The organism is Actinomadura parmotrematis (assembly GCF_019458805.1).
Classification (GTDB): domain Bacteria; phylum Actinomycetota; class Actinomycetes; order Streptosporangiales; family Streptosporangiaceae; genus Spirillospora; species Spirillospora parmotrematis.
The window spans coordinates 173,113-193,553 of the sequence record NZ_JAIBOA010000013.1 but is presented as its reverse complement, the minus strand read 5'-3'; the positions used below and the strand labels follow the sequence as shown (position 1 = coordinate 193,553).

Annotated in this window: 19 protein-coding genes; 11 read left to right on the top strand and 8 right to left on the bottom strand. The window is 73.9% G+C overall.

Annotated elements, in window-relative coordinates; genetic code table 11:
- The first annotated feature begins 36 nt into the window (after positions 1-36).
- The 5 genes from K1Y72_RS21230 to K1Y72_RS21210 all read left to right on the top strand — a co-directional run bounded on the left by K1Y72_RS21230 (position 37) and on the right by K1Y72_RS21210 (position 7,321).
- Positions 37-1,053, top strand: coding sequence for a zinc-binding alcohol dehydrogenase family protein (locus K1Y72_RS21230; protein WP_220168146.1), 1,017 nt, complete (start codon positions 37-39; stop codon positions 1,051-1,053).
- Between the two features lie 21 nt (positions 1,054-1,074).
- The gene (locus K1Y72_RS21225; RefSeq protein WP_220168145.1) at positions 1,075-1,662 is read left to right on the top strand and encodes an HhH-GPD-type base excision DNA repair protein; all 588 of its coding nucleotides are present in this window, start codon (positions 1,075-1,077) and stop codon (positions 1,660-1,662) included.
- A gap of 532 nt (positions 1,663-2,194) precedes the next feature.
- Positions 2,195-4,186 carry a SpoIIE family protein phosphatase gene (locus K1Y72_RS21220; RefSeq protein ID WP_372452944.1) on the top strand — a complete coding sequence of 664 codons (1,992 nt, stop codon included), beginning with the start codon at positions 2,195-2,197 and terminating at the stop codon, positions 4,184-4,186.
- 257 nt (positions 4,187-4,443) lie between these two features.
- Positions 4,444-6,099, top strand: a complete 1,656-nt coding sequence (locus tag K1Y72_RS21215) for an RNA polymerase sigma factor (protein WP_220168143.1) — start codon at positions 4,444-4,446, stop codon at positions 6,097-6,099.
- 196 nt (positions 6,100-6,295) lie between these two features.
- Positions 6,296-7,321: a hypothetical protein gene (locus K1Y72_RS21210; protein WP_258573080.1), complete on the top strand. Its 1,026-nt coding sequence runs from the start codon at positions 6,296-6,298 to the stop codon at positions 7,319-7,321.
- Between the two features lie 12 nt (positions 7,322-7,333).
- On the opposite strand, the gene K1Y72_RS21205 is transcribed toward K1Y72_RS21210, so the two are convergent.
- The gene (locus K1Y72_RS21205) at positions 7,334-8,086 is read right to left on the bottom strand and encodes a YaaA family protein (protein ID WP_220168142.1); all 753 of its coding nucleotides are present in this window, start codon (positions 8,084-8,086) and stop codon (positions 7,334-7,336) included.
- A gap of 49 nt (positions 8,087-8,135) precedes the next feature.
- Here K1Y72_RS21205 and K1Y72_RS21200 point away from each other — a divergent pair, with 49 nt between their 5' ends.
- Entirely contained in the window at positions 8,136-8,918 is a 783-nt protein-coding gene (locus K1Y72_RS21200) for a GNAT family N-acetyltransferase (protein WP_258573077.1), read from the top strand.
- Between the two features lie 88 nt (positions 8,919-9,006).
- On the opposite strand, the gene K1Y72_RS36465 is transcribed toward K1Y72_RS21200, so the two are convergent.
- The 3 genes from K1Y72_RS36465 to K1Y72_RS21190 all read right to left on the bottom strand — a co-directional run bounded on the left by K1Y72_RS36465 (position 9,007) and on the right by K1Y72_RS21190 (position 11,408).
- On the bottom strand, positions 9,007-9,237 hold the full coding sequence (locus tag K1Y72_RS36465; RefSeq protein ID WP_308287169.1) for a DUF7455 domain-containing protein: 231 nt from the start codon (positions 9,235-9,237) through the stop codon (positions 9,007-9,009).
- Between the two features lie 201 nt (positions 9,238-9,438).
- On the bottom strand, positions 9,439-10,509 hold the full coding sequence (locus tag K1Y72_RS21195; RefSeq protein WP_220168141.1) for an ABC transporter permease: 1,071 nt from the start codon (positions 10,507-10,509) through the stop codon (positions 9,439-9,441).
- A complete protein-coding gene (locus K1Y72_RS21190; RefSeq protein ID WP_220168140.1) occupies positions 10,506-11,408 on the bottom strand; it encodes an ABC transporter ATP-binding protein in 903 nt (300 codons plus the stop codon). Before K1Y72_RS21190 ends, K1Y72_RS21195 begins: the two co-directional genes overlap by 4 nt.
- 216 nt (positions 11,409-11,624) lie before the next feature.
- On the opposite strand from K1Y72_RS21190, the gene K1Y72_RS21185 reads away from it, so the two are divergent.
- On the top strand, positions 11,625-13,715 hold the full coding sequence (locus K1Y72_RS21185; protein WP_220168139.1) for a DNA gyrase/topoisomerase IV subunit B: 2,091 nt from the start codon (positions 11,625-11,627) through the stop codon (positions 13,713-13,715).
- 25 nt (positions 13,716-13,740) lie between these two features.
- Here the strand turns inward: K1Y72_RS21185 and K1Y72_RS21180 are convergent, their stop codons facing one another.
- Together K1Y72_RS21180 and K1Y72_RS21175 are read right to left on the bottom strand one after the other, a co-directional pair.
- Complete coding sequence (locus K1Y72_RS21180; RefSeq protein ID WP_220168138.1) at positions 13,741-15,576, bottom strand: CocE/NonD family hydrolase; 1,836 nt, start codon at positions 15,574-15,576, stop codon at positions 13,741-13,743.
- A gap of 50 nt (positions 15,577-15,626) precedes the next feature.
- A complete protein-coding gene (locus tag K1Y72_RS21175; RefSeq protein WP_220168137.1) occupies positions 15,627-15,791 on the bottom strand; it encodes a hypothetical protein in 165 nt (54 codons plus the stop codon).
- Positions 15,792-16,134: 343 nt separating this feature from the next.
- Between K1Y72_RS21175 and K1Y72_RS21170 the strand changes: the two genes are divergently transcribed.
- The 3 genes from K1Y72_RS21170 (at position 16,135) to K1Y72_RS21160 (ending at position 18,426) form a co-directional block, all read left to right on the top strand.
- Positions 16,135-17,310, top strand: coding sequence for a sensor histidine kinase (locus K1Y72_RS21170; RefSeq protein WP_220168136.1), 1,176 nt, complete (start codon positions 16,135-16,137; stop codon positions 17,308-17,310).
- Positions 17,307-17,969 (top strand): response regulator, encoded by a 663-nt coding sequence (locus K1Y72_RS21165; RefSeq protein ID WP_220168135.1) that lies wholly within the window; start codon positions 17,307-17,309, stop codon positions 17,967-17,969. The genes K1Y72_RS21170 and K1Y72_RS21165 overlap by 4 nt, the downstream gene beginning before the upstream one ends.
- A 91-nt stretch (positions 17,970-18,060) precedes the next feature.
- Positions 18,061-18,426 (top strand): hypothetical protein, encoded by a 366-nt coding sequence (locus K1Y72_RS21160; protein ID WP_220168134.1) that lies wholly within the window; start codon positions 18,061-18,063, stop codon positions 18,424-18,426.
- Positions 18,427-18,430: 4 nt separating this feature from the next.
- On the opposite strand, the gene K1Y72_RS21155 is transcribed toward K1Y72_RS21160, so the two are convergent.
- Positions 18,431-18,997: a thioredoxin family protein gene (locus K1Y72_RS21155; RefSeq protein ID WP_220168133.1), complete on the bottom strand. Its 567-nt coding sequence runs from the start codon at positions 18,995-18,997 to the stop codon at positions 18,431-18,433.
- A 52-nt stretch (positions 18,998-19,049) separates the two neighbouring features.
- Here K1Y72_RS21155 and K1Y72_RS21150 point away from each other — a divergent pair, with 52 nt between their 5' ends.
- A complete protein-coding gene (locus K1Y72_RS21150) occupies positions 19,050-19,418 on the top strand; it encodes a nuclear transport factor 2 family protein (protein ID WP_220168132.1) in 369 nt (122 codons plus the stop codon).
- 25 nt (positions 19,419-19,443) lie between these two features.
- On the opposite strand, the gene K1Y72_RS21145 is transcribed toward K1Y72_RS21150, so the two are convergent.
- Positions 19,444-20,241 carry an alpha/beta fold hydrolase gene (locus K1Y72_RS21145; protein ID WP_220168131.1) on the bottom strand — a complete coding sequence of 266 codons (798 nt, stop codon included), beginning with the start codon at positions 20,239-20,241 and terminating at the stop codon, positions 19,444-19,446.
- Positions 20,242-20,441 lie beyond the last annotated feature (200 nt).

The following is a 20,441-nucleotide window of genomic DNA, read 5'->3' as shown; positions in this document are numbered from 1 at the left end:
GCGACAGTGGTACGCAGGGAACGTGGGGGGAGCCCGATGACCGAGAAGACGATGCCCGCCGTCGCCTACCGCCGGAGCCTGCCGGTGGACGACGGGGAGAGCCTGCTGGACGTCGAACTGCCCGTCCCCGAGCCGGGCCCCCGGGACCTGCTGGTGCGGGTGGAGGCCGTCGCGGTCAACCCGGTCGACTACAAGCAGCGCCAGAACAGCGACCCCGGCGGCGAGCCGCGCGTCCTCGGCTGGGACGCGGCCGGCACCGTCGTCGCCGCCGGCGCCGGGGCCGAGCTGTTCGAGGCCGGCGACCAGGTCTTCTACGCCGGGGCCATCGACCGGCCCGGCGCCAACGCCCGCTTCCACGTCGTGGACGAGCGCCTCGTCGGCCCGAAGCCCGCGACGCTGTCGTTCGGCGAGGCCGCGGCGCTGCCGCTCACCTCGCTCACCGCCTGGGAGGGCCTGTTCGAGCGCCTCGGCGTCGGCGTGGAGGACACCGGCACGCTCCTGGTCACCGCCGCCGCGGGCGGCGTCGGCGCCATGGCGACGCAGCTCGCGCGCGCCCTCACCGGCCTCACCGTCATCGGCACCGCGTCCCGCCCCGAGACCGTCGAGTTCGCCCGCCGGATGGGCGCCCACCACACCGTCGACCACCACCGCCCGCTCGCGCCCCAGCTCGCCGAGCTCGCGCCCGGCGGCCTGACGCACGTCTTCAGCACCACCGGCACCGCCCGCAACCTGCCCGTCTACGCCGACGCGCTGCGCCCCTTCGGCGCCATCGTGGCGATCGACGACGACGAGTCGCTGGACATGGGCGTGCTGAAGGCCAAGGGCATCTCCTTCCACTGGGAGCTGATGTTCACCCGCGCGCTGTTCCAGACCCCCGACATGGCCGCCCAGCACCGCATCCTCACCCGCGTGTCCCGCCTGGTCGACGACGGCGTCCTCGCCACCACCGCCACCCGCGACCTCGGCACGGTCAACGCCGCGCACCTGCGCGAGGCGCACCGCGTCCTGGAGTCGGGCGGCGCCGTCGGCAAGGTCACCCTCACCGGCTTCTGACCGCCCCCTAAGCTGTGCGCCATGCCCACGGTCCACCTCGCCCAGCGCCCCGAGGCCGACGCCCTCCTCGGCCGCAGCCCCCTCGCCGCCCTTGTTGGAATGCTGCTCGACCAGCAGATCCCCATGGAATGGGCGTTCGCGGGGCCCTACACGATCGTGCTGCGGCTCGGCGGGGAGGACCTGGACGCGCACGAGATCGCCGGGTACGACCCGGAGCGGTTCGCGGCGCTGCTGTCGGAGAAGCCGGCGGTGCACCGCTACCCCGGGTCGATGGCCAAGCGGGTGCAGCAGCTCTGCCAGTACCTGGTGGAGAACTACGGCGGGGACGCCGAGGCGGTGTGGCGGGACGCCGGCAGCGGGCGGGAGCTGTTGAAGCGGTTGAAGGGGCTGCCGGGGTTCGGCGAGCAGAAGGCGCAGATCTTCCTGGCGCTGCTCGGCAAGCAGTACGGCGTGCGGCCCGAGGGCTGGCGCGAGGCGGCGGGCGCCTACGGGGAGGAGGGCTCGCACCGGTCGGTCGCCGACATCACCGGTCCCGAGTCGCTCGGCCGGGTGCGCGAGTTCAAGCAGGCGCAGAAGGCCGCCGCCAAGGCCGCCAAAGCCGCCGGGTAGCAAGGCCCTCGGCGCGGCGCCGCCGGCCCGTGGGGTGATTGTCCCGGTCAGGACGCTTTCCGGTCGTTCTGCGATGTTCGGAGGAGCGGGGCGCCGGGCGGCTTTACCTGGATTTTGCCCGGGGGTATAGGGCATGCCGTGAGAGGATTCCGGGTGGCCGTAACGAGGGGATGCCGGGAAGGGGGCCGCGTGCAGAGCCGTCCGCGCCGTACCATCGCGTACCTGCCGTCCGTCCGGGCGTGCCCCGGCGCCCCGGGGACGCCGGCGGTGCGGCGTCCGAATCAGCCGTCGCCGCTGGGGGCCGTGTGACTCCGATGCCCGCGGGTCTTCCGCCGGCGCCGAACCGTCGGGATGATGGGAACCTGACCTCGACCGGTGTTGTGATGGAGGCGGGAGCACTAGCCTGCTCCCATTCACCCATAGTGATGAGAACTTGCCGCGCGGTACGGGATCCCCAGGGCCGGAGGTGTCGTCCATGAGCACCGACACCTCCCTTCCGCGTCCCCGTCGAGCCGGGGCAGGGGGGCAGCCGATGCAAGCGTCCGACGCCGCGCTGTACGCGACGCTGATGAAGGCCGCGCCCGTCGGGTTCGCGTTCTTCGACACCGCCCTGCGGTGCCGCCGTGCCAGCGACGCGCTGGGCGGCCTGCTCGGCGTCGCGCCCGCCGAGCTCGACGGCCGGTCCCTGGCCGAAACGCTGCCCGCCGGCACCGCCGCGCAGCTCGCCGCGGCCCCCGGCGAGCCCGCCGAGGCCGAGGCCGAGATCGGCGGCCGCGTCCTCGCCTGCGGCTGGCTGCCCGCCGCGGACGGCGGCGGCGTGCTCACCGTGCAGGACGTCACCGAGCGCCGCCGCGCCGAGGAGGTCGTGCGCCGCAAGGAGCAGCGCTACCGCTCGCTGGTGGAGGCCAGCTCCCAGGTGGTGTGGGTCGCGGCGGCCGACGGCTCGGCCATCGACGACGCCCCCGAGTGGCGCGCCATCACCGGCCAGAGCCCCGACGACTACGCCACCGGCGGCTGGCTCGCCGTCGTGCACCCCGAGGACCGCGCCAAGGTCGAGCGCGTCTGGCACGAGTGCACCGCCGACAACCGCGTCTTCGAGGCCGGCTACCGGGTCCGCACCAAGTCCGGCACCTACCGCCACTTCGACGTGCGGGCCGTGCCGATCTGGCGCGGCGACACCGTCGTCGAGTGGGTCGGCGCGAACGCCGACGTCACCGGCCAGCGCGAGGCCGAGGAGATGCGCGGCCGCCTCACCGAGCAGCTGTCGGCCGCGGCGCTGCGCACCGCGCGCCTGCAGCAGGCCACCTCGATGCTCGCCGAGGCGCTGACGGTCTCGCAGGTCGTGCAGGTCATCACCGAGGTCGGCCGGTCGGCGATCGGCGCCGACCACTCGGCCGTCGCGCTGCTGGACGACGACAAGCTGCGGCTGTCGATCGTCGAGCCGCCGCAGCCCGGCGGCGAGTCCGGCGAGTCCCGCCGCGCCTACCGCGAGGACATCAAGGTCGGTGACCAGACCGTCATGTCGGTGGCGGTCCGCGAGGGCCGCCCGTTCCTCGCCGAGCACCCGAACGCGCTGCGCCTGCAGCTCGGCCGCGACGAGGCCGAGCTGTTCAGCCGCCACAACGAGGAGCGTGCCTGGGTCGGGCTGCCGCTGCTCGCCGCGGGCGCCCCGATCGGCGCGCTGCGCTTCTCCTTCACCCGCCCGCGCGAGATCACCGAGGAGGAGCGGGTCTTCCTGGAGGCCCTCGCCGGCCAGTGCGCGCTCGCCGTCGAGCGGGCGCTGCTGTTCGAGCGCGAGCACAAGACCGCCGAGGAGCTGCAGCGCAGCCTGCTGCCGAGCGACCTGCCGCAGCTGCCCGGCATGGTGCTCGCCGCGCGCTACAACCCCGCGACCCGGCACGTGCAGGTCGGCGGCGACTGGTACGACGTGTTCCGGCTGCCCGACGACCGCCTCGCCGTCGCGGCCGGCGACGTCATGGGCAAGGGCGTGCTCGCCGCGGCCGGAATGGGACGCGTCCGCAACGCGCTGCGCGCCCTCGCGCTGAACGACCCCCGCCCCGCCGCGGTGCTCGCCGGACTCGACCGGCTGTTCAGCGCCACCGAGGACGAGGAGCAGTTCACCACCGTCGCCTACGCGGTCATCGACCCCGAGACCGGCCAGGGCGCCTTCAGCAACGCCGGCCACATGCCGCCGCTGCTGATCTCGCCGGACGAGCCCGCGCGGGTCAGCACCAACGAGCCGGGGACGCCCCTCGGCTGGCCCTCGCAGCGGCAGCAGACGAATTTTTCCATCGAGACCGGCAACACTGTGGTGTTCTATTCCGATGGACTTGTCGAGAACCGTAGGCGTGGGGTGGACGCCGGGCTGGACGAGCTGGTCGCCGCCGCGGAGGACGCCCCACCTGAAGTGGTAGGAGATCCCGAGAGACTCGTCGACTTCCTGGTCGATCGCATGCTTGCCGGTTACGAGCAGGTGGACGATGTGACCGTACTTGCCCTGCACGTTCCGCCCAAGTCCTCCTAGAACCCCCACTCGTGACGGCCTGCGGTCGCCGCAGCACGTACGAAGGACAGCTCCGCGCCCTCTAAGGTGGTGTGTTACCGGGCAGGGTTTCGAAGCGGAATGCGCAGCCGTGCCAGAATGCTTGACCCTAGACAGAAGCGGGTACGCTGCGGTCCCGCACAGGGTGGCCCCGCTCGGTGTGTGGTCCCACCCCGTGTGAGGCCGGCCCGTCAGGGCACTTGGGTCAACCAAGCCACACGTTCGTTCGAGAGGTATTTGTGTCGCCTGCTAGCTCGACCTCGAAAGCGTCAGATCTGCACGAGCATGTCATCGCGCAACTGATCGAGCGTGGACGGTCCCAGGGTTACCTCGAAGCCGACGACGTACGCCGTACGTTCGAAGAGGCCGACATCCCCGTGTCGAAAGCCACCTCCATCCTGCGGAGCCTCAGCAAGGAGGGTGTGACCGTCGTGTTGAGCGCTGCCGACTCCGCAGCGCCGAAGCGACCGCGCAAGCGCGCGGCGCAACCGGCGCGTCCCAAGACCGCCGCTGCAGCCAAGGAGCAGCAGCCCGAGACGGTGACCGCTGTCGTCGGCGACGACGAGGACGCCACCGAGGCCGCGGCCGCCCCGGCCAAGCCGGCCGCCGCGCGCAAGCCCGCCGCCGCCAAGCCGAAGAAGGCCGCCGCCGCCAAGGCGCCGGCCAAGAAGGCCGCCGCCCCGGCCGCCAAGGGCAAGAAGGGCGCCGACGACCCCGAGCTCGAGGACGACGTGGACGTCGACCTCGACGAGGACCTGACCGACCTCGAGGCCGACCTCGACATCGAGGGCGAGACCGAGGCCGAGACCGCCGACGAGGCCGAGGAGACCGAGGAGGAGGTCGAGGAGGTCGCCGCGCCGGCCGCCAAGACCGCCGCCCCCGGCGCCAAGCCCGAGGGCGTCAAGGCCCCCGGCGAGGAGGAGTCGTTCACCCTCGGTGACGACGACGAGGACGCCCCCGCGCAGCAGATCGCCGCGGCCGGCGCCACCGCCGACCCGGTCAAGGACTACCTGAAGCAGATCGGCAAGGTCCCGCTGCTCAACGCCGAGCAGGAGGTCGAGCTCGCCAAGCGCATCGAGGCGGGCCTGTTCGCCGAGGAGCGCCTCGCCGCCGACGGCCCGTCGATGTCCGAGGACGACCTCGAGGACTTCGAGTGGATCGCCGAGGACGGCCGGCGCGCCAAGAACCACCTGCTGGAGGCCAACCTCCGGCTGGTGGTGTCGCTCGCCAAGCGCTACACCGGCCGCGGCATGCTGTTCCTGGACCTGATCCAGGAGGGCAACCTCGGTCTGATCCGCGCGGTCGAGAAGTTCGACTACACCAAGGGCTACAAGTTCTCCACGTACGCCACCTGGTGGATCCGGCAGGCGATCACCCGCGCGATGGCCGACCAGGCCCGCACCATCCGCATCCCGGTGCACATGGTCGAGGTCATCAACAAGCTCGCCCGCGTGCAGCGGCAGATGCTCCAGGACCTCGGGCGCGAGCCCACCCCGGAGGAGCTGGCCAAGGAGCTGGACATGACCCCCGAGAAGGTGGTCGAGGTCCAGAAGTACGGCCGCGAGCCCATCTCGCTGCACACCCCGCTCGGCGAGGACGGCGACAGCGAGTTCGGCGACCTCATCGAGGACTCCGAGGCGATCGTCCCGGCCGACGCGGTCAGCTTCACGCTGCTGCAGGAGCAGCTGCACTCGGTGCTGGACACGCTGTCCGAGCGCGAGGCGGGCGTCGTCTCGATGCGGTTCGGGCTGACCGACGGCCAGCCGAAGACGCTGGACGAGATCGGCAAGGTGTACGGGGTCACCCGCGAGCGCATCCGGCAGATCGAGTCCAAGACCATGTCGAAGCTGCGCCACCCGTCGCGCTCGCAGGTGCTGCGCGACTACCTCGACTAGGACGCCGCGCGACGGTGCAGGCCCCCGCTCCGGCGGGGGCCTGCACCGTTACGCGCGTGTGTACCGCGCGGGCGGGGGGCCGTCCGGGCGTCCTGACGCGGGGTGAACCTCCAGGTCAGGGCGCTTTCCGGGATGTAACACAGGATTTACGTCCAGGTAGCGTCCGCCGTGCTGCGCGTTCCTACGCTTCCGCGCTATGGGACTCATGGAGCTCGACCCGGCGCCTGGAGGTTCGGTGGAGTACGACCGCGCCGCCGGCCCCGCCACCCGTCCCCGGCCCGCCCAGGTGGTCGGGGGGCGTCCCTGGGCGGACGCCGCGCTCGACCAGGCCGTGAACGCCGTCCACGACCGCTACTTCCGGCTGGGCGCGCACCTGCTCGGCACCTCCCGGCACGATTTCGAGGTGCGGTCCTTGCGCGTGGAGGCCCTCGCGAAGGCCGCCCGCGGCTGGAGTTCGAGCATCGAGGCGCTGCTCGCCGAGGATCCCGGCAACCCCGACCTGTGGCTCTGGCTCGGCCGCACCCGGGTGGAGGAGGCGTGGGCGATGCGTCCCGAGGCGCGCGCCCGGTCGACGCAGACCGCCGCCTACACCGCCTACACCAAGACGATGCGGTCGGCGCGCGAGCCGCTGATGCGGGCCGCCGAGATCTGGCACGACGATCCGGTGCCGTGGGAGGCGATGCTCTGGCTCGCGCTCGGCCTCGACCTGGACCGCGAGGACAAGGACGTCCTCTGGCGGCGCGCGTCGGCGCGCTGCCCGACGCTGTACGGGGCGCACGTCGCCCGGGTGGTCAGCCTGTCGCCGCAGTGGGGCGGCGTGCACGGCGAGATGTTCGAGTTCGCGCGGGTGGCGATGGGGCTGGCGGGCCGCGCGGACCCGCGGGCCGCGCTGGTGCCGCTCGCCTACTTCGAGTACTTCGTGCAGGAGCGCTCGTCCATCATCCGGGGCGCGTCGTCGTGGTTCGACGACGACGAGATCCGGGACGTGGCGGCCGCCGCGCGCGGCTGGTTCGAGGGCCCGCACCCGCATCCGCGGACGATCGAGGCGCACAACCTGTTCGGGGCCGCGTTCCACCTGGCCGACGCGCGCCGCCCGGCCCGCCAGCACCTGCTGCGCACGTTCGGGCGGCCGAGCGGGCTGCCGTGGACCTACCTCGGCGGCGGCGACGGCGTCGGCCAGTACGTCAAGGCGTGCCGGCAGCTCAACGTCATGGCGGCCTGAGCGGGCGGCCGGTCAGGCGGCGAGGACGACGTCCAGGTTCGCGCCGTTCAGCTCGGCGGTGTGGCCGAGGCCGGTGACGGCCTTCAGCAGCTCCTCGGGCGTGCGCGGGTCGGCGCCGGACGCGATCAGGTCGTGCGCGATCCGCCCGCGGGTGGCCTTGGCCATGTGGCTGACGACGGTGCGCTTCGGCACGCCGCCGAGGATGCGCTCGCGGAACACCCGGACGGCGACCGCGGGTTCCGGGGCCTTCCACGCGGCGGCGTAGGGGCCCGAGCGCATGTCGACGACGAGGCCGTCCAGGCCGTCCAGGGCGGCGGCGAGCGCGGGCCGCCAGGTGGCGGCGAGGCGGCCCTCGGCCGGCAGGGTGACGCCCATGGCGAGCCGGTAGGGCGGGATGCGGTCGGTGAGGCGGAGCGCGCCCCACAGGCCGGAGAACACGATGATCTGGTCGGCGGCGCGGGCGGCGCCGGCGGCGTCGAGCGCGTCCAGCCGCAGCTGCGCGTAGAGGACGCCGGTGTAGAGCCGCGCGACGGGCAGCGTGGGCGCGGTGCGGAGGGCCCGGTTGCGGGCGAGGGCCTCGTCGATCTGGCCGCCGGGCAGCCCGAGGACGGCGGGCGCGTCGTCGCTCCGGCAGACCTCGCCGAGCGCGGCGAGCACGCGCTCGCGGGTCGGGTTCAGCTCGGGGAAGCTGAGCGCGGCCAGGTCGAGGGGCGGGCCGTCCCCGGCCGGGGTCTTCTTCTCCGACGGCGGCAGCAGGATGTGCACTTTCCCCCCGAAAGCGTGATGGACCGCAGGCCTGTCTAGGGTGCAGGCCATGGCAGAGCTCATGGAACAGCGCGGCCGCGGCCCCGGCGGTCGTCTCGACGACCGGCTCGGCGAGCTGGTGGCCGCGGCGTGGCCCGCCCTGCACTCCCAGGATATGGCGGGCTGGACGCTGCGCAGCGCGCACGGCGTCACCAAGCGCGCCAACTCCGTGCTCGCCCTCGGCGAACCGGCGGACCCGGACGCCGCGATCGCGGCCGTGGAGCGGCACTACGCCGCCCTCGGCCTGCCGCCGGTCTTCACCGTCACCGGCCGGTCCCGTCCCGCCGACCTGGACGCCCGGCTCGCCGCGCGCGGCTACGCCGAGGTGGACCGCACGCTGGCGATGGCGGCGGACCTCGGGCCCGGCGGGGCGGACCCCGAGGTGGAGATCGCGGACGCGCCGTCGCCCGCCTGGCTCGACACGTGGTGGTCGGTGGACGGCCGCTTCCCCGGCGGCCTGGCGGTCGCCGAGCGGATCCTCGCCGGCGTGCCCGCGGGGTACGCCTCGCTCGCCGGAGCCGCCGTGGGGCGCGGCGTGCCGCAGGGGGAGTGGCTCGGGGTGTACGCGATGGCGGTCGTCCCGGAGGCGCGCCGTCAGGGCCTCGCGCGGCGCGTCCTGCGCTCGCTCATGGCCTGGGGGCGCGCGCAGGGCTGCCGGCGCGCCTACCTGGTGGTGGTGGAGGCCAACGCGGGCGCCCGCGCCCTCTACGAGAGCGAGGGGTTCCGCCCGGCGGGCCATTATCACTATCGCGTCGGAAAGGCCCGGCGAAACGCCGACACTCTCCGTAGTTGAATGGGCACGCTGCGAAGTATCGCGGGAAATGCGAACGGCGGCCGCCGCGTGGGTGGCCGCCGTTCCGCGATTCTTTTATTTCGAGGGCTTACCGCTCCTCTTCGGAGGCGGTGCCCGGGGTTTCGATCAGACGGTCGCTCTCGTCCTGGATGTCGGCCCCGTTGGAACGGAGCGCCTCTGCGTACTTGCGTCCGTGGTGGGCGCAGAACAGAAGGTCGCCGCCGCCTACAAGGACCGCACGGACGTAGGCCTGGGCGCCGCAGCGGTCGCAGCGGTCTGCGACGGACAGCGGCTTGGTCGGGGCAAGGGCTCCAGTCACGGCACCTTCCTCATGCTCGGGGTCGGTACTTAGGAGAACATCTAACCCGACGTGGACGTTCCCAATCCGGCCACGCATACGCTCACAGCGGAATGGCCCCCATGGTGACCGAGGTCACATCCTTTCGGGACGCCGGAGCGCATCCCCTGCGGCGCAAGGGATGCGGCCTCCGGCGGCGAGAAGTCGATCAGCAGGGGCCGATCAGGCGGCGTCCCAGCGGAACACCCGGACGGCGAGCAGCGCCGTGACCAGCGCCACACCGAGCAGTACCGCGATGGGCACGAGGACCGACCCCGGGCCGAGCCCGCGGCCCATGACGTCGAGCATCCCCTGGTTGAGGTAGCGGAGCGGGAAGACGTAGGAGACCGCCCGCATCCAGCCCGGCATCGAGTCCAGGGGGAAGAAGGACCCGCCGAGGAAGGCCATCGGCAGCACCACGAGCTGCCCGACGAGCTGCGCGGTCTCCTGGGTCTTGGCCCAGGACCCGATCAGCGTGCCGATGCCGAGGAAGGCGAGCACCCCGGCCATGAGCGTCGGGATCGCCAGCCACCAGTCGCCCGTCAGCTTCAGCCCGAAGAACGGCAGGTGCGCGACCGCCACGAACACCGCGAACTGCACGAGCGCGATGCCGAGGCTCACCGCCACCCGGGCGGCGAACACCGTCGGGACGGGCGCCGGCGACAGCCGCAGCCGCCGCAGGATGCCCTTGGTGCGCCAGGTGACGAGCGTCTGGGACGCTCCGAACACGCCCGCCGAGGCGAGCGCCCAGCCGAGCAGGCTCGGGGTGAAGAACTGGATCGCCTTCAGCGACCTGTCCTCCACCTGCGCCTCGGTCACCGTGTAGGCGGGCGGCCGTCCCGTCGCCGCCAGGTTCGCCGACTGGGCGATCGACGACAGCAGGCCGCGCGCCGTCCCGGACTTCACCTGGTCGGCCACCGAGTAGCGGACGTTCAGCGCGTTCCCGGACTGCTCGACGAAGGCGTCGGCGTCGCCCTTCTCCACCTTCTTCAAGGCCGCGTCCCGGCTCGCGGCGCGCACCACCTTCAGCGTCCCCGCCAGGTCGCCGTCGTGCGCCACCGCCCGGTCGACCAGCGGCACCGGTCCGGCCGCGACGACGGTGACCTTGGCGGTCGCCTGGTGCCCGAACACCCCGCCGAAGATCACCAGGAACATCAGCGGGAACAGCACGGTGAAGAACAGCGCGCCCTTGTCGCGGCGGAAGCCGAGGAGCATGGCCCGCGCGAGGCTGGTGAAGCTCTGGTAGGTGCTCATGCCCGGTACTCCCGTCCGGTCAGCTCCAGGAAGACGTCCTCCAGCGTGGCGCCGCCGATCCGGACGCCGGCGAGGGCGTCCTTGGCGGCGAGCGCGGCCACCACCGCGCCGGGGTCGCGGGTGGAGACCACCAGCGAGACCCCGTCGTCGGCGACCTCGTCGGCGGCCGGCAGGGCGCGCGCGTCCTCGACCGGCAGGGTGCCGGAGGCGACGCTCACCCGGGCGGGCGCGTCCAGCCCGCGCACCAGCGCGGCGGGCGCGCCGAGCTGAAGGATCCGCCCCGCGTCCATGATCGCGACGCGGTCGCAGAGCGACTCGGCCTCGTCCATGTGGTGGGTCGTCAGCACGATCGTGCGGCCCTCGGTGCTGATGCCGGCCAGCACGTCCCACAGGTTGCGGCGGGCCTGCGGGTCGAGCGCGGCGGTCGGCTCGTCCAGGAACACCAGCTCGGGGTCGTGGACCAGCGCGCAGGCGATCGACAGCCGCTGCGCCTGCCCGCCCGACAGCTTCTCCACCTGGACGCCGGCCTTGTCGGTGAGCCCGACCATCTCCAGCATCGCGTCGGCGCGCGCGGCCGGCACCCCGTACAGCGACCCGAACGTCTGAAGCTGCTCGCGCGCCGTCAGCCGCTCGAAGAACGCGCTGGACTGCAGCTGCACGCCGATGCGCGGCAGCAGCCGCGGGTTGCGGGGCCAGGGCGGCAGCCCGAGCACCGACACCTCGCCGCCGTCGGCCCGCCGCAGCCCCTCCACGATCTCCAGGACGGTGGTCTTGCCGGCGCCGTTCGGGCCGAGGATGCCGAAGAACTCGCCCGCCTCGACGTCGAAGGAGACGCCGTCGACGGCCGCGACGTCGCCGTACCGCTTGCGCAGGCCGCTCGCGCTGATGGTGTATGCCATGATCTGGACGTTACGGAGCGGGCCGCGCGGGCACACCCCACCACGGGTGGATCTCCGCTCTCCACCCCGAGGAGGGTCGAGGACGGCCAGGGGCGGCCATCACCGCCGGGGCCGGCGGCGAGCCTTCGAAAAGATTGTCGGACGGCGGGGGTACTCTCGTCCCGGCAGTTCGCCACCACGAACCGGACCTGCCTCACCCCCGAGGAGCGCACGCAGTTGACCGCCGCCACCGCCGAACCCACGACCGACGATCAGCAGGGCTACTCCGCCCGGCACCTCTCGGTGCTGGAGGGGCTGGAGGCCGTCCGCAAGCGCCCCGGCATGTACATCGGCTCGACCGACAGCCGCGGTCTCGCCCACTGCCTGTGGGAGATCGTCGACAACAGCGTCGACGAGGCCCTCGCCGGCCACTGCACCCACATCAGCGTGGTCATGCGCGCCGACGGGTCGTTCGAGGTCGGCGACAACGGCCGCGGCATCCCCGTCGACATCGAGCCGAAGACGGGACTGCCCGGCGTCGAGCTCGTCATGACGCGGCTGCACGCCGGCGGCAAGTTCGGCGGCGTGTCCTACACCGCCTCCGGCGGCCTGCACGGCGTCGGCGCCTCCGTCGTCAACGCCCTGTCGGCGCGCCTGGACGTCGAGGTCGACCGCGAGGGCCACACCAACGCCATCAGCTTCAAGCGCGGCCTGCCCGGCGTGTTCGCCGACGAGGGCCGCCCGAACGCCCGGTTCAAGAAGAGCTCGGGCGTCCGCCAGATCCGCCGGGTCGCGCGCCGCACCACCGGCACCCGCACCCGCTTCTGGCCCGACCTGCAGATCTTCCTGCCGGACGCCACCGTCGAGCAGTCGCTCGTCCTGGACCGCATGCGCCAGACCGCGTTCCTCATCCCGGGCCTCACCATCGAGGTCCGCGACGAGCGCGGCGAGGAGACCGTCCACGAGACCTTCTGCTTCGAGGGCGGCATCGGCGAGTACTGCACCTACCTGGCCAAGGACGCCGCGATCAGCGACGTGCTGCGGCTGCAGGGCCGCGGCCGCTTCACCGAGACGGTGCCGGTCCTGGACGGCCAGGGCCACCTCACCCCGACCGACGTCGAGCGCGAGCTGGAGGTCGACATCGCGCTCCGCTGGGGCGGCGGCTACGACACCACGATGCGCTCGTTCGTCAACGTCATCGCCACCCCCAAGGGCGGCACGCACCTGCGCGGCTTCGAGCGGTCCCTCGCCCGCGTCCTCAACGAGCAGCTGCGCGCCGCCCGGCTGCTGAAGGCGAGCGACGACGACGTCATCAAGGAGGACGCCCTCGAAGGGCTCACCGCCGTCGTCACCGTGCGGCTGCCCGAACCGCAGTTCGAGGGGCAGACCAAGGAGATCCTCGGCACCTCGGCGGCGACCCGCATCGTCGGCACCGTGGTGTCCAAGGAGCTCAAGGAGATCTTCGAGAACCCGGGGCGGGGGCAGAAGCCGCAGCTGCGCGCCGTCCTGGAGAAGGTCGTCGGCGCCGCCAAGACCCGCATCGCGGCCCGCACGCAGCGCGACAACCAGCGCCGCAAGAACGCGCTGGAGAACTCGGCGCTGCCGGCCAAGCTGGTCGACTGCCGCGCCACCGACGACCGCAGCGAGCTGTTCATCGTCGAGGGCGACTCCGCGCTCGGCACCGCCAAGCTCGCCCGCAACTCCGAGTTCCAGGCGCTGCTGCCGATCCGCGGCAAGATCCTGAACGTGCAGAAGGCGTCCGTCGCCGACATGCTGAAGAACACCGAGTGCGCGGCGATCATCCAGGTCCTCGGGGCCGGCTCGGGCCGCACCTTCGACCTGGACGCCGCCCGCTACGGCCGGGCGATCATCATGGCGGACGCCGACGTGGACGGCAGCCACATCCGCTGCCTGCTGCTCACGCTGTTCCACCGCTACATGCGGCCGATGCTGGAGGCCGGCCGGGTGTTCTCGGCGGTCCCGCCGCTGCACCGCATCGAGCTGGTGCGGCCGAAGCGCGGCCAGGACAAGTACATCTACACCTACTCCGACGCCGAGCTGCGGCGCCGCCTGGTCGAGCTGGAGCGCAAGGGCCAGAGCTGGAAGGAGCCGATCCAGCGCTACAAGGGCCTCGGCGAGATGGACGCCGACCAGCTGGCCGAGACGACGCTGGACCCCCAGCACCGCATCCTGCGCCGCATCCGCATCGAGGACGCCGAGGAGGCGTCGAAGGTGTTCGACCTGCTGATGGGCAGCGAGGTCGCGCCGCGCCGCGCGTTCATCACCGCGGGCGCCTCGGAGCTGGACACCGACCGCATCGACACCTGACCCGCCCCGGGGGCCGAGGCGGGCGTCAGCCCTGCACGGGCAGCGCGACCCAGGACGGGTGGGCGGCGTCGTGCCAGATCCGCACGCCGCCGCCGAGGGAGTTCCCGAGCTGGGGCAGGTCGGGGAACAGGTGCGGGAAGTCGGCCGTCTGCACCGAGACGCGCAGGCGGTGGCCGGGCTGGACGGTCGCGGCGATCGGGAACACCTCGACGTCCACTCCGACGGGGGCGTTCTTCGGCATCGCCTTCGCCGACGCCTTGGTGAACGGGTGGTAGGGGATGGTGGTCAGGCCGTCCTGCCGGACGGTGCGGGCGCCGTCCAGGGCGCGCAGGGACAGCACCTGCCAGCCGGCGGTGAGCTGGGTGGCCCTGCCGTCGGGGGCGACGTCCTCGACGCGGACGGTGAGCTGGCCGTCCTTGGCGGCGGTGGACACGCTGAGGTGGGCGTTGATCGGCCCGGCGAGGCGGAGCGGCTTAGTCACGGGCAGGTCGTAGACGGCGCCGAGCCGGTCGTTCTCGCCGTTGTCGAGCTCGCAGGACCAGCCGAACAGGCCGAGCACCCCGGCGCCCGCCCACTGGACGGTGGAGCGGCTGCACAGCCCGGCGAACGGCTGGAACGGCACGGCGTCGGGGCCGCCGGAGCCCTGCCCGGTGGTGAGGCCCGCGCGGCCCGTCAGCCGGAGGGCGCGGTAGCGGACGCCGGCGGGCGGCCACTGGCCGGCGGTGCGCCACGTGCCGGCGCCGTTGTCGTAGTAGGTGACGGGCGCGACGTCGCGGTCCAGGCCGGGGTCGGCGGCGCCGCGCACGTAGTGGTCGAACCAGCGCAGCATCAGCTCCTGCATGGACGGGCCGGGCGGCTGCGGGACGTTCGGCAGCGGCAGGCCGAGGGCGGGCGCGGCACCGCTGATGTGGTACCAGGGGCCGTAGGTGAAGCGGGCCGGGACGCGCCGCGCGAGCCGCTGGTAGAGGAGCGGCTCGCTGCGCTGGAAGATGTCGAACTCGCCGCCGACGACGAACGCGGGGACGTTCACCTTGTCGACGACCTCCAGCGGCGAGCGCTCGCGGTAGAAGGGGCCGTCGAACGCCTTGTCGCCGCCGGTGAGGGCGTTGAACAGCATCGCGATCTGGAAGTCGCCGATGTTGCCGAAGTGCTCCTTCAGCAGCGCGATCGCCTCGTCGGGGCTCTTGCCGCTGTAGGTGGGAGGCAGCAGCGACAGGCCGCCGACGCCGGCGAGCCAGAGCGGCACGAAGCCGAGGCCGAGCTGCCCGCCGGTGCCGATGACGTCGCGGTAGCTGTCGCCCATCGGCACGACCGGGAAGATGGCCTTCAGGCCCTTGGGGTGCTGCGCCGCGGTGAAGATCTGGTTGATGCCGCCGTAGGAGGCGCCGACCATCGCGACGCGGCCGTCGCTCCAGGGCCGCTTCGCCGACGACGCCCACTCGACGGCCTCCTTGCCGTCGAGCTGCTCGCGCCTGCTGAACGCCTCCCACTTGCCGTGGGAGCCGCCGGTGCCGCGTACGTCCACGATGACCTGCACGTAACCGCGCTGGACGAGGTAGTCGTCGGCCATGTTCGCGCCGGGCAGCGTCTTGTTGTAGGGGGTCATCGTGACGATGACGGGGAAGCGGCCCGGCGCGGCCCTGCCGTTCAGGGCGGGGCGGCGAATGTCGGCGACGAGCTGGACGCCGTCGCTCATGGTGAGCCGGACGTCCTGCTGGGCGGTGACGCCGTAGGCGGCGGGGCGGGCCTTCCACGCGGCGGCGGCCGCCTTCGCGGGTGCGGCGTGGGCCGGGGGGACGGCGCCGCCGAACGCGAGCGCCGCGGCGGCGAGCGGGGCGGTCCAGCGGATGGCACGGCGCATCGTCACTACCTCCAGGGCGCGAGTTTCCCGGCCGTAACGTAACGGAGCACTTACCTGCGAACAAGAGTTGACATCTCGTCCAAAAGCGGCCGGGGCCGCTGGAGCGGGCTCTGCTTCGCCGTCGCCTTCGCGGCCGCCCTGCCGACCGCCGCGGGCAGGCCCGCCTTCCAGCCGGCGATCGGGCCGACGAGGCCGGAGCCGGTGGTCTCCGGCACGGTGAAGGTCGAGCAGCCCGAGCACGCCGCCCGGGACGGTCAGCGAGTCGCCGGTCATGGTGACCTGCGTGGCGGTGAAGTCGTCGCCGAGCTCGGGCGCCGGCACCAGCGCGGTGATCTTCAGTGGCGAGGTGGTCTGCTGGGTGAGCGCGCCGAGCTTCATCGAGCCGCCCACGACCACCAGCTGGAGGCAGTTGGCGGGCGCGGGGTCCTGGCCGGCCGGGAGCGGCGGGCAGGCCGGCGGCGTGCCCCTTGACAGCGGCCGGCTCCGCCCCCGGGTGGAGAGGGAAGGTCCGCCCGTGCTCCGATCCCCCGTGGCGGGCGACCGTCTAGCGTGAGGGACATGAGCCCCGTGCGGACCGACCCGCCCCGCCACACCGCCGTCCGGCTGCGGGAGATCCTGGTCCTCTGCTGCGCGGCGTGGGGAGCGGTCACCTACCTGCACAGCGTGTGGACGGGATATCCGCACCCCTCGCCGCGCGGCGCCGGGCTCGCCGTCATCGTGCTGAACGCCCTCGCGGTCGTGCTGCTCGCCGCCGGCCTCTGGGCCACCCGGGCGCGGCGGCACGACCGGCCCGGCCCCTGCCCGCCGTGGGACGGCGGGAGCCGCGCGGGCGCCGCCGCGCTGGTCGCGGTGCTGCCCGCCGCGCTCGCCCTGTACGCGCTGGCGAAGGGCGGGGCCGGGATCGTCCTCGGCATGATCGCGCTGTGGCCGCTCGCCTGGATGCTGCCCGCCGCCTGGGTGGGCGCGCTCGGGCTGGCGTTCATGGCGGCGCTGACGGGCACCGGGGCGCTGTTCCGCGGCGGCGGGCCCGAGTACGGGCTGCTGGTCGCGGTCCTCGGCATCCTGCTCGGCGCGGTCGCGACCCGGCAGCGCGATCTCGCCGAGGAGGCGACCCGGCGGGCCGAGGCCGAGGCGGTGGTGCTGGACGAGCGGTCGCGGCTGGCCCGCGAGATCCACGACATCCTCGCGCACTCGCTGTCGGCGCAGATCGTGCACCTGGAGGGCGCCCGCCTGCTGCTGTCGCGCGACGGCGACCGGACGCAGGCGCTGGACCGGGTGGAGCGCGCGCAGCGCCTCGCCCGCGCGGGCCTGGACGAGACGCGCCGCGCCCTCGCCGCGCTCCGCGGCGACGCGCCGCCGCCCGAGGCCGCGCTCGCCGACCTCGCCGAGGAGTTCCGGGCCGCGACGGGCCGCGCGTGCGCCGTCGAGGTGACCGGCGAGCCGCGGGAGCTGCCCGTGCAGGCGTCCCTGGCGATCGTGCGCACGGCCCAGGAGGCGCTGACCAACGTCCGCAAGCACGCCCTCGGCGCGCGCGTGCGGATCGTCCTGCACTACGGTCCGGAGGAGGCGCGCCTGGAGGTCGTCGACAGCGGCGGCACCGAGCCGGTGCTGGACCTGGCGGGCGGCGGCTACGGGCTGGTCGGCATGCGCGAGCGTGCCGAGCTGATCGGCGGGGCCCTGGAGACGGGGGCCGCGGGGGAGGGGTTCCGGGTGGCGCTGCGGGTGCCGGCGTGAGCGGGCGGACGAGGGTGCTGGTCGTGGACGACCAGACGGTGGTCCGCGAGGGCCTGGTGCTGCTGCTGGAGCTGCTGCCGGGCCTGGAGGTCGTGGGCGCGGCGGCCGACGGGGAGGAGGCGCTCCGGCTGGTCCCCGAGGTGCGCCCCGAGGTCGTCCTCATGGACCTGCGGATGCCGCGCATGGACGGCGCGGAGACGACCCGCCGCCTGAAGGCCGCCCACCCGGAGGTGGAGGTGGTGGTGCTCACCACCTACGCCGACGACGAGTCGATCTTCGCGGCGCTGCGGGCCGGCGCCCGCGGCTACCTGACCAAGGACGCCGGCGCCGACGAGATCGCCCGCGCCGTCGCCGCGGTGCGCGGCGGCGCGTCCCAGCTCGACCCGGCGGTGCAGCGGCGCCTCGTCGAGGCGGTCGCCGCCGCCGAGCCGCGGGCGCCGCGCGCCGGCGGCCTGCCCGACGGCCTCACCCGCCGCGAGGCCGAGGTGCTGGCGCTGATCGCGCGCGGCCGCTCCAACGCCGAGATCGCCGCCGACCTGGTGATCAGCGAGGCGACGGTGAAGACGCACATCAACAACCTGTTCGCCAAGGCCGCCCTGCGCGACCGGGCCCAGGCCGTCTCCTACGCCTACCGCCACGGCCTCGCCCCGGGCGGCTGACCCCGGCGCCGGCCGTCCGGAATGCGGAAAGCGCGGGCAAGGAACCGGTCAAGCCGCTGACGGGCGGGCGGGCGGCGCGCACCATGGGGCGGTGAGCAAGAGCTGGATGATCGCCGATTACCTGCGCCCGTACGCCCGGTGGCGCGTCGACCGGGCCGGCGCCCGCGACGACGAGGGCGCCGACCGCGACGGCGGGCACGACGCCCGCGCGGCGATCGGCCTCATCGACGCCGCCGCCTACGCGATGCGGCTGGACGACGACGCCGATCCCGTCGCCCGCCTCGACGCGGCGGGCTGCTTCGCGGGCGGCCGGTTCGACCCAGGCCCCGAGGGCGAGCGGATCGTCCGGAACTGGCACTGCGACACCGCCGGCGGCCCCGCCGACCTGATGGAGGCCCTCGCCTCCGCGGCCGAGCGGGCCCGCCGCACGCTCGCCGCCCCGGCGGCCCGCGCCTGACCGCTCAGGCGGGCTCGTTGCCGGGCCGCCACTTGATGCCGCAGCCGAGGCTCGGCACGTGCGGCCCGGGGACCGGCTCGCCCGCCAGGACCCGGTCCAGCGCGGCGCGCAGCGTCGCCCCGTCCGCCGGGACGTCGTTGCTCGGCCGCGCCGCGTCGAACTGGCCCCGGTAGGCCAGCCGGCGGGCGCCGTCGTAGAGGAAGAAGTCGGGCGTGCAGGCCGCCTTGTAGGCGAGCGCGACCGTCTGGTCGGCGTCCACCAGGTAGGGGAAGGCGAACCCGGCGCGCGCGGCCTGCTCGCGCAGGTGCGCGGCGCCGTCGTCGGGGTAGCGGTCGGTGTCGTTGGAGCAGACGCCGACGGTCGCGACGCCGCGCGCGGCGTACTCGGCGGCGAGCGCGCCGAGGCCGGCCTCGACGCGGCGCACGTAGGGGCAGTGGTTGCTGAGGAAGGCCACCAGCAGCGCGGGCGCGCCGGCCAGGTCGTCCAGCGCGACCGTCCCGCCCGCGGCGGACGGCAGGGAGAAGCCGGGCGCGGGGGAGCCCAGCGGGACCATGAACGATGCGATCGCCATGGCGGCATTCTGCTCCATGGTGAACCGAGCAACCGCTTGCTAGTCTCCGGGCATGCTCTCCCAGGAAGACATGAAGCGCGCCCTGCAGGCCTACATCGACGGTTTCGCCGCCGGCGACGCCGCGGCCGTGTCCGACCTGTTCGCGGCGGACGCCGTCATCGAGGACCCGGTCGGCACGCCGCCGGTCCACGGCCGCCCGGCGATCGACGAGTTCTACGCCAACGCCATCGCGGCAGGGAGCAAGCTCACACTCGACGGGCCGATCCGCGGCTCGCACGGAAACCAGGCGGCGATGGCGTTCACCGTCGAGGTGCCGGCGATGAACATGCGGATCCGCGCGATCGACGTCATGACGTTCGGCGAGGACGGCAAGGTCGTCGAGATGCGGGCCCTGTGGGGCCCGGACGACATCGAGTCCTGACCGTCCCCGCAGCCCCCGCCGCCCGTCAGGCGAAGAACGCGGCGAGCGACGGCGCGAGGTTCTCCGGGCGCTGCAGCACGGCGTGGTCCTCGCCGGGCAGCACCTCGTGGCGGGCGCCGGGGACGGACGCGGCGAGCGCGGCGGCGCCCTCGGCCATCCACGCCTCCCCGGCGCCGCCGTTCTGCACCAGCACCGGGACGCCGATCGCGGCGAGCCGCGCGTCCCGCGGGTCGGCGTTGCGCGCCGAGACGGCGACGTCGTAGCCGAGCGTGTGCGCCTGGCCGCTCATGAACCCCCACGCCGGGCCGCTCTTCATGCCCTCGACGACCTCGGCGGGGACGCCGACCTGCTCGGTCAGGAACAGCGCGGCGGCCGCGTCGCGGTCACCGGCCTCGGTGAGCGCGCGCAGCCGCTCCAGCGCGCCGGCGGGCGGCGCGGGCCGGGTGCCGGGGACGATGACGGGCGGCTCGTACATCGCCAGCCGCGAGATCGGCAGGCCGCTCAGCACGCCCTCCAGCGCGAGCAGCGCGCCCGAGGAGTGCCCGAACACCCCGGCGGATCCGCCGACGTGCGCGAGGACGGCGGCGAGGTCCTCGACCTCGCGCTCCACCCGGAACCCGGCGGGGTCCTTGTCGTCGCTGCCGCCCCGCCCGCGCCGGTCGTAGGTGACGGCGGCGACGTGCGGCGCGAGCGCGGCGGCCAGGCCCGCGACGGTGGACCGGTCGTTGAACGCCCCGCCGATCAGGACGACGGGCGTCCCGTCCCCGGCGGTCTCGACGGCGATCGTGGTGCCGTCGGCGGAGGTGACGGTGGTGGTGGCCATGGCGGTGGTCCTCTCGTATCGGGTCGGGCGTCGTGCGGATCGGAAGCGCGGCAGGTCACGCGGCCGGCCGGGCCTGTCCGACCCCACCACGTCCGCGAGCGGACCGCCACTCGCGCGCCCTGCCATCAACACAAGGTCGGAGCCGACGACCGCCCCTCGACACGCGCCGTGCCCCGCACCGGAGATTCTCTTCCCGGTCC

What these genes read in the sequence shown, in the direction of transcription:
- K1Y72_RS21230 (WP_220168146.1), top strand. Translation starts at nt 37, where the DNA reads ATGACCGAGAAGACGATGCCCGCCGTCGCCTACCGCCGGAGCCTGCCG.
- K1Y72_RS21225 (WP_220168145.1), top strand. Translation starts at nt 1,075, where the DNA reads ATGCCCACGGTCCACCTCGCCCAGCGCCCCGAGGCCGACGCCCTCCTC.
- K1Y72_RS21220 (WP_372452944.1), top strand. Translation starts at nt 2,195, where the DNA reads ATGCAAGCGTCCGACGCCGCGCTGTACGCGACGCTGATGAAGGCCGCG.
- K1Y72_RS21210 (WP_258573080.1), top strand. Translation starts at nt 6,296, where the DNA reads ATGGGACTCATGGAGCTCGACCCGGCGCCTGGAGGTTCGGTGGAGTAC.
- K1Y72_RS21200 (WP_258573077.1), top strand. Translation starts at nt 8,136, where the DNA reads ATGGCAGAGCTCATGGAACAGCGCGGCCGCGGCCCCGGCGGTCGTCTC.
- K1Y72_RS21195 (WP_220168141.1), bottom strand. Translation starts at nt 10,509, where the DNA reads ATGAGCACCTACCAGAGCTTCACCAGCCTCGCGCGGGCCATGCTCCTC.
- K1Y72_RS21190 (WP_220168140.1), bottom strand. Translation starts at nt 11,408, where the DNA reads ATGGCATACACCATCAGCGCGAGCGGCCTGCGCAAGCGGTACGGCGAC.
- K1Y72_RS21180 (WP_220168138.1), bottom strand. Translation starts at nt 15,576, where the DNA reads ATGCGCCGTGCCATCCGCTGGACCGCCCCGCTCGCCGCCGCGGCGCTC.
- K1Y72_RS21170 (WP_220168136.1), top strand. Translation starts at nt 16,135, where the DNA reads ATGAGCCCCGTGCGGACCGACCCGCCCCGCCACACCGCCGTCCGGCTG.
- K1Y72_RS21155 (WP_220168133.1), bottom strand. Translation starts at nt 18,997, where the DNA reads ATGGCGATCGCATCGTTCATGGTCCCGCTGGGCTCCCCCGCGCCCGGC.
- K1Y72_RS21150 (WP_220168132.1), top strand. Translation starts at nt 19,050, where the DNA reads ATGCTCTCCCAGGAAGACATGAAGCGCGCCCTGCAGGCCTACATCGAC.
- K1Y72_RS21145 (WP_220168131.1), bottom strand. Translation starts at nt 20,241, where the DNA reads ATGGCCACCACCACCGTCACCTCCGCCGACGGCACCACGATCGCCGTC.